Source organism: Neobacillus sp. SRL179 (assembly GCF_984799095.1).
In genome coordinates, this window is the sequence record NZ_OZ481792.1 from 1,359,591 (window position 1) to 1,371,451 (window position 11,861).

The following is an 11,861-nucleotide window of genomic DNA, read 5'->3' on the forward strand; positions in this document are numbered from 1 at the left end:
GGGAGAAAAGATGGAAATTGTTACGCAAAAGGATTCCAATATTAAACCAGCGCCCCCAAAAAAAAGTTTATCTCCATGGGCAATAGCCCGAAAAAAATTCGTAAAAAATAAACTGGCTGTTATAAGCTTCATCTTTTTATTAATAGTTGCAATCATTTCATTCTTGGCTCCATATATAACGACCTCAGATGTTACAAGAATTAATATTGGTCAAATGTCATTAGAGCCATCAAGCGATCATTGGCTGGGAACTGATAAGGCAGGGCGTGACGTGTTTACTAGGTTGTTATACGGTGGACGAATTTCCTTGTTAGTCGGATTAAGCTGTACGTTATTTGTTATTTTACTTGGAACCATAATCGGCTCCATTTCTGGATATTTTGGCGGTGCAGTCGATAGTATTTTAATGAGATTTACAGATTTTATTTTAAACTTTCCTTTTCTTGTATTTGTTATCGTTCTCAATGCCATCCTTTTTGGAAAAGTAAATGGGTTATGGGTTTTAATAGGAACGATTAGTATACTAAGCTGGGGTGGCATTGCCCGGATTGTCCGCAGTAAAATACTTGCTGAAAAAGAAAATGAATATATTACTGCTGCAATCTCAATAGGTTGTTCGCCTGCTAAAATTATCGTAAAACATTTATTGCCTAACATTTTATCAACAATTATCGTTCAAGCAACAATTACATTTGCGACAATGATTGTAGCTGAGACAGGTTTAAGCTTTTTAGGGTTTGGTGTTCCCCAAGAAATCCCAAGCTGGGGGAATATGTTAAATTCAGCAAATGAACCGGATGTACTCCAATTTAAACTTTGGATTTGGGTACCGCCAGCTTTAATTATTACCATTACTATTTTATCTATTAACTTTATTGGAGAAGGATTAAAAGACGCATTTAATCCAAAATCCAAACGATAAAAATCTACCATAATATAATGGTAGATTTTTTTTTGCAGCTTCATTCTAAGATAAAATAGTGGTATCTGAAAAAAGTGTGTAAGGGAAAACAAAGATAACTATTTGGGAGCAAAGCGCTAAAGATAGGAAACTGGAGCAAAGTATATATAAAGGAATAATTTAACTAAGGTCTGCCCATACTGATTGACAAACAGTTTTCTTGAAGTGAGGGGTTGGACAATGTTGTATCTTCATGATGTTTGGGTTAATTGGTTCGAAGGTGAAGAAAATGGCTATAATGTATGCCACTTTCATGAATGGAGGAAGGATGACGGTGTGGAGTTGTTAGATCAAGCTCCACTAATAAAAGTTGAACCGCTCCTTTTTAACTATATTGAGAATGATTTATCAGAGCTTCCTCAACAGCTTCTTGATGATATTTATCAAAAAGCCTATTTAAGAAAAAATCATGAAAGAATTCAGCTGGATTATTGCTTTGTGGTAACAGATGGAGTTGGTATTTTAGCCGTTGATACGATAGGCTATAATATTCCAATTCGAAAAAGCAGGTTAATACCAAGACAAGAACAGCTTGTTTATGAAATGATCAGTCAACAAGATGCAAAACAATACCATTTTTACGAACAGCAGAAAACTAAGGATTTCCATATTCTCTCACCAGAGCCAGATTTAATGAGAGGTTTAACAAGAAAAGAACGTCAATTAAAACAACTATTATTTATGGCGCTTGACCAATTGCTTTCATCGAATAATGAAGCCGAAGTTAGGTATTGGTATACTGAGTGGTGTCCAGAGCAGTATTCAACCATCCAAGAAATGAATTTTGAAGATGCCTGGGAGCAATTATTTGAAGAAACAAAGTATGGTTGGTCAAAGCGGCATGAATCATTCTGTGAGAATTTAATTAAAGGACAGCCATTTTTTGAAAAGCTTTGGGAAATGGAGCATGGTCCAAAAGTAAATTAAGAACCTGACCCATTTTGGGTCAGGTTCTTTAATTTACCGTTTTTTGCGGCCAAGTCCTATTGCATTTTCCATTTTCTTTAATGTTTTGCTGGCAACTAGGTTAGCTTTTTCTGCACCACGATCCAAAATGTCATCTAGTTCGCTTGATTCTAACAAGTTGTAATACTTTTCTTGGATTGGTTTAAGAAAATCTACCACTACATTTGCTAAATCTCCCTTAAAATCTCCATATCCTTTCCCAGCATACATTTTTTCGAGCTCTTCAATTGATTTTCCGCCAAGTATGGAATAAATCGATAACAAGTTCGAAACTCCAGGTTTATTTACTGTATCAAATTTAACAATTCCTTCTGAATCAGTGACAGCACTTTTTATTTTTTTTACGATTTGATTTGGTTCATCAAGTGGCGTAATGAATGCTTTTTTGTTTGAATCAGATTTGCTCATTTTTTTTGTTGGTTCTTGTAAAGACATAATTCGGGCACCCACTTTCGGGATGCTAATTTCTGGAATAGTAAGAATGTCATTATATTTTTTATTAAATCTTTCAGCTAAGTCGCGTGTTAACTCCATATGTTGTTTTTGATCCTCACCAACTGGAACAAGGTCTGTATTATACAATAAGATATCAGCAGCCATAAGGGGCGGATAGGTTAACAAACTTGCAGAAACCGCTTCTTTTCCAGCAGATTTGTCCTTAAATTGTGTCATTCTTTCAAGTTCTCCGATATAGGAAATACATTGCATTAACCATCCTGCCTGTGCATGTGCAGGCACTTCTGATTGAATGAATAAGGTTGCCTTCTCAGGATCAATTCCAACAGCTAAATATAATGCTGCTAAGCTCCGGATATTTTTCCTAAGTGTCAATGGGTCTTGTGGAACAGTAATCGCATGTTGATCAACAATACAAAAGAAGCAATTGTATTCATTTTGCATCTCAACAAATTGTTTCATCGCCCCAATATAGTTTCCCAGTGTTATGGTTCCACTTGGTTGAATGCCTGAAAAAATTGTTTTCATTTTCTTTTCCTCCTAAAGATATATAAAAAAACCATCCATCCCAAAAAAACATAGGGACGAATGGTTCGCGGTACCACCCTAAATTACTCAATCAGAGTCACTCAGTCCAAATTACCTTTATAGTGAGATGGTTCCCTTTTAACGCAAGGTAAACGTCTAGGCCTACATTTTATTCAGAGAATAAAGGGTCGGATAGAAGCTCCAAAGTCCATTCCGTACTTGTTCGTGTTTGTTTTCACCAGCCACAAACTCTCTAAAACGAAGGTAAATACGTACTACTCTTTATCAAGGCTTTACAATTTAATTCGACTATTCACATTATAATGGAATTCAATATTTAATTTCAAGTGTGTCACAGATAATAAGCGATTAGGGCAGCTGCCATAAGAAGACCATTCACCATTCCGTGCAAGAGAAGAGGTTTTTCGTTGATTGTTACCATATCTGATAATCGTGGTATATCCTCGAAATTTCTCTTTTCTTTTCCTACAGGTCTAGAGAAGAAGTAATTAAAAGAGCGAGAGATGGTGTCATAAAAACCGCTATGAATCGTGTATAGCAGTAATGCAGATAGAAGTAAGGCTCCAGTAATAAAGAAAGATATATTGATATAATGGACCAAAGAAATTTCTCTGTGGTAAATAATAGAAATAAGAAAAATAACTACTTGTGTTAGAATTAGAATAATTAGATTTTTCTTTAAATGATCTTTCATAGATTAACCTCCTAAACATTGATTTATAAAGGGAATAAGACATGTTTATTATATAAAAATTTTTATATAAGTTTAAATTATACCATAGCAATTTGTAATGATACGGTAAAGAATGTATCGAAACTGTAAATTAATTTTTAAAAAGTAATGTACAATTTGTTGAAAATATGTATAATAGAGAATGTAGTAATTTTTCAGAATAATAGAAAAGGGAGGTCTACTAGTGAAGAAATCAAAACTTTCTCTACTTTTAGCATTATCACTAGTTCTAAGCATGTTCCTTGCAGCATGTTCTGGCGGCGGTGATAAGAAGGAAACAAGTAAAACTGAAGGCAAAAATAATGCTGGCACTGAAGCGTTAGCTGATAAACAAGAATTAAACGTTCTTGAATCTGCTGAAATCCCAACAATGGACAGCGTTATGGGACAAGATACTTTAAGCTTTACAACATTAAACGCTACAAATGAAGGTCTATACCGCTTAGACGCAGACCAAAAAGTAATCCCTGGTGTAGCTGACGGCATGCCAACATATAATGAAGACAAATCAGTTTTAACAATCAAATTGAAAAAAGACGTTAAATGGTCTAATGGTGACCCAGTCACTGCTAATGATTTCGTTTATGCATGGCAACGTGCTATCGATCCAAAAGTAGCTGCTCCATATGGTGCTTACTTCATGGAAGGTAAAATCGCTGGTGCTAGTGAAATAGTAGCAAAGGCTGACAAGGTAACACCTGAAGATTTAAAAACTCTAGGAATTAAAGCTAAAGATGATAATACATTGGAAATTACGCTTGTAAGAGCACTTCCATATATCGAATCATATTTAACATTCCCATTATTCTACCCGCAAAACCAAAAGTATGTTGAAGCACAAGGCGCAGATTATGCGAAAGATGCTGGACACCTACTATACAATGGTCCATTTAAAATGACTAAATGGGATGGCCCAACAGCTACTGAGTGGGTATTAGAAAAGAATGCGGATTACTGGAATGCAAAAGATACTACTCTAGAAAAGATTAATTTCAACGTATCAAAAGATCCACAAGCTTCTGCAAATGCATACACTGCAGGCGAAGCTGATATTACACCTAAATTAGCACAAGCTGCAATCCTTTCTCAATTTGAAGGTGCAGATGATTTACTTCGTTACCAAGAGCCATCTATTTGGTGGTTAAAGATGAACGAAAAGAACCCAGCGTTAAAGAATGTTAATATCCGTAAAGCAATTGCTCTATCTGTAGACAAAAAAGCTTTAGTTGAAGACGTATTAGCAAACGGCTCAGTTGCTGCTGATTACCTAGTACCAAAAGGCTTCTCATTCCTTGATGGTAAAGATTTCCGCGAAACTGCTGGAACTTACCTAAAGTCTAATAAAGAGGAAGCTAAAAAGCTTTGGGAAAAAGGACTTGCAGAAACTGGACTTAAAGAGGTAAACTTTACTTATGTTGGTCAAGATACAGAAACTTCAAAAGTTACTGATGCTTTCATTAAAGACCAATTAGAGAAAAACCTACCTGGACTAAAGATTACAATCGAAGCTGTTCCTTTCAAAATTCGTATTGCTCGTGAAGATGCTGAAGATTATGATTTGTTAATGGGCGGTTGGGGACCTGACTACGCTGACCCTATGACTTACATGGATCTTTGGGTTACAGGCGGCGGACAAAACCATATGAGTTATGGAAACCCTGAATTTGATAAGTTAATCAAAGCAGCTAACGAAGATCTTGTTGCTAAACCACAAGACCGTTGGAAAGCTCTTCAAGATGCAGAAAAGATCCTATTAGAAGATGATGCAGCCATTGCACCACTTTACCAACGTTCTGTAAATATCTTGATCAATCCAAAAGTTAAAGGCTTTGCACACCACGCATTCGGTCCTGACTATAGTTACCAGTGGATTAAAATCACAAAATAGTAACTATATCTAATCAAATAGAAAGAGAGTATATTTAACAGATATACTCTCTTTTTACCTGTATCGGAATTGTCGTAAAATGTCGAATATTTAACTAATTAGGAGGTGTAGGCATGGCAAAATATATCTTAAAACGTGTGGGTTATATGATTGTTACCCTTTTTATTGTATCAACACTTACTTTTTTCCTCATGAAGCTCATTCCAGGCAGCCCATTTAATAACTTCGAAAAGCTTACGGAAGTTCAGCGAAATATATTACTGGACAAATACGGCTTAAACCAACCCGTGCCTGTTCAATATTATAATTATATGGTGAATTTGGTAAAAGGTGACCTTGGAATCTCCTTTCAATTCGATAATACTCCTGTAACTGAACTTATTGCTAACCGAATTGGACCATCAGCACAGTTAGGTTTCCAAGCTATGGTTGTTGGTACCATATTAGGTATTTTCCTTGGGGTTATTGCAGCCTTAAAGCAAAATACATGGATTGATTATGGCTCTACTTTTATTGCTGTACTTGGTAAATCAGTACCATCCTTCATCTTTGCAGGATTAATGCAGTATTACATTTCTGTCAAATTAGGATGGCTGCCGGTTATGTTATGGAAAGGACCAGAATATACAATTCTTCCTACGATCGCCTTGGCCATGTTCCCAATTTCTATTGCAGCGCGATTTATGCGTACTGAAATGATTGAGGTATTAGGGGCAGATTATATTACATTAGCTCGTGCTAAGGGTGCAAGCCGCTGGCAAATTAGTATCAAACATGCGCTTCGAAATGCATTAATTCCTGTTGTTACAGTTTTGGGACCCTTAGCAGTTGGTTTAATGACAGGATCACTAGTTATTGAGCAAATCTTTGGAATTCCTGGACTAGGGGAACAGTTTGTTAAATCAATTAACATGAATGATTACCCAGTTATAATGGGAACAAACATTTTATTTGCAGTATTATTTGTAGTCGTTATTTTGATAGTTGATATTCTGTATGGAATCATCGACCCACGTATTCGTGTATCGGGGGGAGGATCTAAATGAGCAACAAAGACGTAACAATCTCAAAGGATATGTTTGCACCTGCCCACATTGATCCATCAAATAGTGAAAAAATTTCTAAACCAAGCTTAAACTTTTGGCAGGATTCATGGCTGCGTGTGCGCAAAAACAAAGGGGCTGTAGTTAGTTTAGTCATCTTAGTAATTATGATCATTATGTCATTTGTTGGTCCACTGATTACTCCTTATGACTATGACACGCAAACTACTAAACATAATAACCTGCCTCCGCGTATTCAAGGTTTGGAGAATGTGCATTGGCTGCCATTTGATGGTACCTTGCAAAGAAGAGACGGTACAGAATATAACGCATATGAAGTGCGGAAGGTTGATGCCTACTATTGGTTCGGAACTGATAATTTAGGCCGTGATCAATTTGCACGTGTGTGGAAAGGAACACAAGTCTCTTTATTTATTGCCTTTATGGCAGCGTTAGTTGACATGCTCATTGGTGTTGCTTATGGTGCTATATCAGGTTATCTGGGCGGACGTACTGATAGTGTCATGCAGCGTATTATTGAAGTAATAGTGGGTATTCCTAACTTGATTGTAGTAGTTTTGATGATACTCGTGTTAAAGCCAGGTATTATTCCAATAATTATTGCCTTGACTATCACTGGCTGGACTAGTATGGCAAGGGTTGTTCGAGCACAAGTATTAAAATTCAAAGGTCAAGAATTTGTTTTAGCAGCGAAAACTCTAGGGGCTTCCAATTCCTCTATTATTTTTAAACATATGATTCCAAATATGTTTGGTGTCATTATTATAAATACGATGTTTTCTATCCCTAATGCTATTTTCTTTGAAGCTTTTCTGAGTTTTATCGGATTAGGATTACAAGAACCTCATGCTTCTTTAGGTACACTAGTAAATTCCGGATTTAAATCAATGATTGCTTTTCCGTATCAGATGATTATTCCATCCATAATGATTGCTGTTATTATGGTATGTTTTAACCTTGTTGCAGACGGATTACGCGATGCATTGGATCCAAAAATGCGTGATTAGAAGGCAGGTGGATATAGATGGATAAAATATTACAAGTAAAGGATTTAAACATTTCCTTTCATACATTTTCGGGGGAAGTACAAGCAATACGCGGCGTAAGTTTTGACTTATATAATGGAGAAACGCTGGCAATTGTTGGTGAATCAGGTTCGGGGAAATCTGTTACTACCAAATCAATTATGCGGCTGCTCCCTGAACATAATTCCGAAATTAAAAGCGGAGAAATTCTTTTTGAAGGAAAGGATTTAACAAAGCTTAAAGATAAAGAAATGCAAAAAATTCGCGGAAAAGATATTTCAATGATTTTCCAGGATCCTATGACCTCTTTGAACCCAACGATGAAAATTGGCAACCAAATTATGGAGCCGCTAATAAAACATCAAAATATGAGTCGACATGCTGCAAGGGAAAGAGCTGTTGATTTGTTAAAGCTTGTGGGTATTCCTAAACCCGAACTTCGGGTTGACCAATATCCACATCAATTTTCAGGTGGGATGAGACAGCGGGTTGTCATAGCAATTGCTTTGGCTTGTAATCCCAAAATTCTAATTGCAGATGAGCCAACCACAGCACTTGATGTTACCATTCAAGCACAAATACTTGAATTGATGAAGGATCTGCAGAAGAAAATTGATACATCAATTATTTTTATTACCCATGACCTTGGTGTTGTAGCCAATGTTGCTGACCGGGTTGCTGTTATGTATGGCGGTAAAATTGTTGAAATTGGAACTGCCGACGAAATTTTCTATAATCCGCAGCATCCATATACATGGGGATTAATTAGTTCAATGCCAGATATGGATACTGAAGATGAAGAGTTATTCTCTATCCCAGGTACTCCCCCGGATTTATTGGATCCACCAAAGGGCGATGCATTTGCACCACGTAACCCATTTGTATTGAAAATTGATTTGGAGCAAGAGCCTCCATTCTTTAAAGTATCGGATACACATTATGCTGCTACGTGGTTATTACATCCAGATGCGCCTAAAGTTGAGCCGCCGGAGGCTGTGAAGAGACGGCAAAATCAATACAATGGCACAGCAAGTGGTTCTGCTCGTCTGGAAAAAGATAAGTTCCCTGGTAAAAAGGAGGGAAAGTAAATGGCAGAAAGAAAGAAATTACTTGAGATTAAAAATCTAAAACAGTATTTTAACACTGGAAAGCCTAATGAAGTAAAAGCCGTTGATAATGTTTCCTTTGATATTTATAAAGGGGAAGTTATGGGGCTCGTAGGTGAGTCTGGCTGTGGTAAATCTACAACTGGAAGAACCATTATTCGTTTATATGATGCCACAGGCGGAGAAGTAATATATGACGGCGTTAATGTTCATGGAAAGAAATCAAAAAAGCAATTAAAAGATTTTAATCGTAAAATGCAAATGATTTTCCAAGATCCATATGCATCTTTAAATCCTAGATTAAAAATTGCTGATGTTATTGCCGAGGGAATTGATATACACGGTTTAGCAAAGAACAAGCAAGAACGTATGGAACAAGTTTATGAACTTTTGGAAACAGTTGGGTTAAATAGAGAACATGCAAATCGTTACCCACATGAGTTTAGTGGTGGACAGCGCCAGAGGATTGGAATTGCTCGTGCACTTGCAGTTCAACCTGAATTTATTATTGCGGATGAACCGATCTCAGCATTGGATGTTTCGATCCAAGCCCAAGTTGTTAACCTAATGAAACAATTGCAAAAAGAAAAAGAGCTAACCTATCTTTTCATTGCCCATGATTTATCAATGGTAAAATATATTAGTGATCGTATTGGTGTTATGTACTTTGGTAAAATGGTGGAACTTGCACCTGCGGATGAGTTATATAAAAACCCGTTACATCCCTATACCCAATCACTTCTATCCGCAATTCCAGCTCCAGATCCAATAAGTGAACGGACACGCAGACGTAAATCCTATGACCCTGCTAGTCATAATTATGATGATAATGAATTAATTGAGTTTAGAGAAGTTACCCCAGGGCATTTCGTCCTCTGCTCTGAGAAAGAGTTTAAGCAATATAAGGCTCAATCTAAACAATAAAAAAAAACGATCTCGATTATATTGAGATCGTTTTTTTACTGTCTAGATTTTTTATAATAGGTTAAATTTATTTATTTCCACCAACTGATTTCCATCCTGTCCGATATTTAGCACTTTCATCTACAAATTCTGTTCTACGTTTACCGCCAAAGACTTTTTCTCCTATGGTGTTGGATATGACGCCCATTATAGCAGTAATACCGATAATCAGTATTGCTACAATAGTTAAATCAATTATGTAAGCACCCATTTATAAGACCCCTCCATTATTAGAAAATCGTGATGTTGAATAATATATTCCCTCATCTATATTTTAAAAGAACTAGCAGCATATTTAAAGAGAAAAAAAAAATAAACCCTCTTCATCTAATTTAAGGATGTATACGTTTTCATTTCGGAGACTTTATTGAGAATTAAAATTAATAATTTGTTAAGCTAATACCTGTAAAATGAACAATGTTAGAAGGCAATGCAAATAATCCTTTTTCTACCCACAAAAGGAATTACGTTAAGAACGAACATTTTAGGAGTAAACAAAGAATTACTTTCTTTTTGTTGATAAAAAAGCCAAAAATTTATGAAACTTTTAAGATTATTATTCGTCTAATATAATAGACGAATTGTAAGCATATTATATAACAGCGTTCAAGAATTTTTAAAAAACTTATACCTTTTTTTAAGGCAGTGGTGTATAATTTATGATATAAATTACTTATTTATAATAATTTTAATTAGTAATGATTATTATCCACTTTAAAAATGCTTATCTTACTATAGAGGTTTTTGGTTTAAACGGTTTGTAAATAAAAGAGGAGTGTGAAGAAGGATGGTAACACTATACACTTCACCAAGTTGTACATCATGTAGAAAAGCTAAATCATGGCTAGAAGAACATGAAATTCCATACACAGAAAGAAATATTTTCTCTGAACCCTTAACAATGGAGGAAATTAAAGAAATTCTTCGTATGACAGAAGATGGTACTGATGAAATTATTTCAACAAGATCTAAAACATTTCAAAAATTAGATGTAAACTTAGATGCAATGCCATTACAAGATTTATTTAAATTAATTAAGGATAATCCCGGCCTGTTGCGACGTCCAATCATCATTGATGAAAAACGTTTACAGGTAGGCTATAATGAAGATGAAATTCGGCGCTTCTTACCAAGGAGAGTTAGAACATTTCAATTGCGTGAAGCGCAGCGCATGGTAAACTAAACAATAAGACCTTCGCAAATGGAGGTCTTTTTTTCTATATCAGAAAATTTGTCGTTTTGGATTCATTTTGGTACAATAAAAAGAATATCTTTATTAAGTCCAAAGATAGGCATTATCATGGTTTTTTGTAATTTAGCCTTTTTTATTTCCCTTATGAGTACTTTTATCATAAAATAAAAGTACTAGAGTAATTACCTTTTTAGTTATTGTTAGTTGTATTATCTGCTTGGGGGTATTTAGTCCCTTCAATATGGAAAATGGAAGGGAGAGGTTATGATGGAGATTGAACGCATAAATGAAAATACCGTTAAATTCTACATTTCCTATGGCGATATTGAAGAAAGAGGTTTTGATCGTGAGGAAATATGGTACAATCGGGAACGCAGTGAAGAGCTTTTTTGGGAAATGATGGATGAGGTTCATGGTGAGGAAGATTTTGCCATTGAAGGACCACTTTGGATTCAAGTCCAAGCACTTGATAAAGGTTTAGAAATTCTTGTCACGAAAGCGCAGCTTTCAAAAGACGGACAGAAGTTTGAGCTCCCTATTCCGAATGATAAAATAAAAGATATACCTGTTGATGATAAAATAGAAGAACTTTTAGACCAACATTTTCATCCCCATCTAACTGATGAAGATGACATGCTCCTTGAGGAAGAAACATTAGAATTCCTTCTAGCCTTTAAGGATTTTGAGGATGTATTGAGTTTGTCTAAACGAAATGGTTTAGATGTATTAGTAACAAAGCTCTTTCATTTTGAAGGAAAATATTACTTATATACAGAATTTCCGGAAGAAGTATTTGAAGAAGACGAGATAGATGACATTCTCAGTATTTTACTGGAATACGGGTATGAAACCCAATTAACCATTCATCGAATCCAAGAATATGGGAAAGAAATTATCTCTAAAGATGTTTTTAAAGAGTTACGTAAATACTTTAACTAAATAAAATACCGATTTCATT

At 35.5% G+C, this 11,861-nt stretch carries 12 protein-coding genes and 1 other annotated feature; of the genes, 9 read left to right on the forward strand and 3 right to left on the reverse strand.

Annotated elements, in window-relative coordinates; all coding sequences use genetic code 11:
• The first annotated feature begins 10 nt into the window (after positions 1-10).
• Positions 11-922 (forward strand): oligopeptide ABC transporter permease, encoded by a 912-nt coding sequence (gene opp4C, locus AC4E8C_RS06685; RefSeq protein WP_490211267.1) that lies wholly within the window; start codon positions 11-13, stop codon positions 920-922.
• Positions 923-1,141: 219 nt separating this feature from the next.
• A complete protein-coding gene (locus tag AC4E8C_RS06690; RefSeq protein ID WP_490211269.1) occupies positions 1,142-1,888 on the forward strand; it encodes a YjbA family protein in 747 nt (248 codons plus the stop codon).
• A gap of 33 nt (positions 1,889-1,921) precedes the next feature.
• Here the strand turns inward: AC4E8C_RS06690 and trpS are convergent, their stop codons facing one another.
• Positions 1,922-2,911, reverse strand: a complete 990-nt coding sequence (trpS, locus tag AC4E8C_RS06695) for a tryptophan--tRNA ligase (RefSeq protein ID WP_490211271.1) — start codon at positions 2,909-2,911, stop codon at positions 1,922-1,924.
• A 49-nt stretch (positions 2,912-2,960) separates the two neighbouring features.
• Positions 2,961-3,209, reverse strand: a binding site (T-box leader).
• A gap of 54 nt (positions 3,210-3,263) precedes the next feature.
• Positions 3,264-3,626 (reverse strand): hypothetical protein, encoded by a 363-nt coding sequence (locus AC4E8C_RS06700; protein ID WP_490211273.1) that lies wholly within the window; start codon positions 3,624-3,626, stop codon positions 3,264-3,266.
• Between the two features lie 223 nt (positions 3,627-3,849).
• Here AC4E8C_RS06700 and AC4E8C_RS06705 point away from each other — a divergent pair, with 223 nt between their 5' ends.
• The 5 genes from AC4E8C_RS06705 to AC4E8C_RS06725 all read left to right on the forward strand — a co-directional run bounded on the left by AC4E8C_RS06705 (position 3,850) and on the right by AC4E8C_RS06725 (position 9,672).
• Entirely contained in the window at positions 3,850-5,553 is a 1,704-nt protein-coding gene (locus AC4E8C_RS06705) for a peptide ABC transporter substrate-binding protein (RefSeq protein ID WP_490211275.1), read from the forward strand.
• Between the two features lie 113 nt (positions 5,554-5,666).
• Positions 5,667-6,599: an oligopeptide ABC transporter permease gene (opp3b, locus tag AC4E8C_RS06710; RefSeq protein WP_490211276.1), complete on the forward strand. Its 933-nt coding sequence runs from the start codon at positions 5,667-5,669 to the stop codon at positions 6,597-6,599.
• Positions 6,596-7,624 carry an oligopeptide ABC transporter permease gene (gene opp3C, locus AC4E8C_RS06715; protein ID WP_490211278.1) on the forward strand — a complete coding sequence of 343 codons (1,029 nt, stop codon included), beginning with the start codon at positions 6,596-6,598 and terminating at the stop codon, positions 7,622-7,624. The genes opp3b and opp3C overlap by 4 nt, the downstream gene beginning before the upstream one ends.
• 17 nt (positions 7,625-7,641) lie before the next feature.
• Positions 7,642-8,730: an ABC transporter ATP-binding protein gene (locus tag AC4E8C_RS06720; protein WP_490211280.1), complete on the forward strand. Its 1,089-nt coding sequence runs from the start codon at positions 7,642-7,644 to the stop codon at positions 8,728-8,730.
• Positions 8,731-9,672, forward strand: a complete 942-nt coding sequence (locus tag AC4E8C_RS06725; protein WP_490211282.1) for an ABC transporter ATP-binding protein — start codon at positions 8,731-8,733, stop codon at positions 9,670-9,672.
• Between the two features lie 67 nt (positions 9,673-9,739).
• Here the strand turns inward: AC4E8C_RS06725 and AC4E8C_RS06730 are convergent, their stop codons facing one another.
• Positions 9,740-9,922 carry a hypothetical protein gene (locus tag AC4E8C_RS06730; protein ID WP_490211283.1) on the reverse strand — a complete coding sequence of 61 codons (183 nt, stop codon included), beginning with the start codon at positions 9,920-9,922 and terminating at the stop codon, positions 9,740-9,742.
• Positions 9,923-10,498: 576 nt separating this feature from the next.
• On the opposite strand from AC4E8C_RS06730, the gene spxA reads away from it, so the two are divergent.
• Together spxA and mecA are read left to right on the forward strand one after the other, a co-directional pair.
• Positions 10,499-10,894 (forward strand): transcriptional regulator SpxA, encoded by a 396-nt coding sequence (gene spxA / locus AC4E8C_RS06735; protein WP_490211285.1) that lies wholly within the window; start codon positions 10,499-10,501, stop codon positions 10,892-10,894.
• A gap of 276 nt (positions 10,895-11,170) precedes the next feature.
• On the forward strand, positions 11,171-11,842 hold the full coding sequence (gene mecA, locus AC4E8C_RS06740; RefSeq protein ID WP_490212488.1) for an adaptor protein MecA: 672 nt from the start codon (positions 11,171-11,173) through the stop codon (positions 11,840-11,842).
• Positions 11,843-11,861: the final 19 nt, after the last annotated feature.

Coding starts and splice junctions, on each gene's coding strand:
- opp4C (WP_490211267.1), top strand. CDS start 11: ATGGAAATTGTTACGCAAAAGGATTCCAATATTAAACCAGCGCCCCCA.
- AC4E8C_RS06690 (WP_490211269.1), top strand. CDS start 1,142: ATGTTGTATCTTCATGATGTTTGGGTTAATTGGTTCGAAGGTGAAGAA.
- trpS (WP_490211271.1), bottom strand. CDS start 2,911: ATGAAAACAATTTTTTCAGGCATTCAACCAAGTGGAACCATAACACTG.
- AC4E8C_RS06700 (WP_490211273.1), bottom strand. CDS start 3,626: ATGAAAGATCATTTAAAGAAAAATCTAATTATTCTAATTCTAACACAA.
- opp3b (WP_490211276.1), top strand. CDS start 5,667: ATGGCAAAATATATCTTAAAACGTGTGGGTTATATGATTGTTACCCTT.
- opp3C (WP_490211278.1), top strand. CDS start 6,596: ATGAGCAACAAAGACGTAACAATCTCAAAGGATATGTTTGCACCTGCC.
- AC4E8C_RS06720 (WP_490211280.1), top strand. CDS start 7,642: ATGGATAAAATATTACAAGTAAAGGATTTAAACATTTCCTTTCATACA.
- AC4E8C_RS06725 (WP_490211282.1), top strand. CDS start 8,731: ATGGCAGAAAGAAAGAAATTACTTGAGATTAAAAATCTAAAACAGTAT.
- AC4E8C_RS06730 (WP_490211283.1), bottom strand. CDS start 9,922: ATGGGTGCTTACATAATTGATTTAACTATTGTAGCAATACTGATTATC.
- spxA (WP_490211285.1), top strand. CDS start 10,499: ATGGTAACACTATACACTTCACCAAGTTGTACATCATGTAGAAAAGCT.
- mecA (WP_490212488.1), top strand. CDS start 11,171: ATGGAGATTGAACGCATAAATGAAAATACCGTTAAATTCTACATTTCC.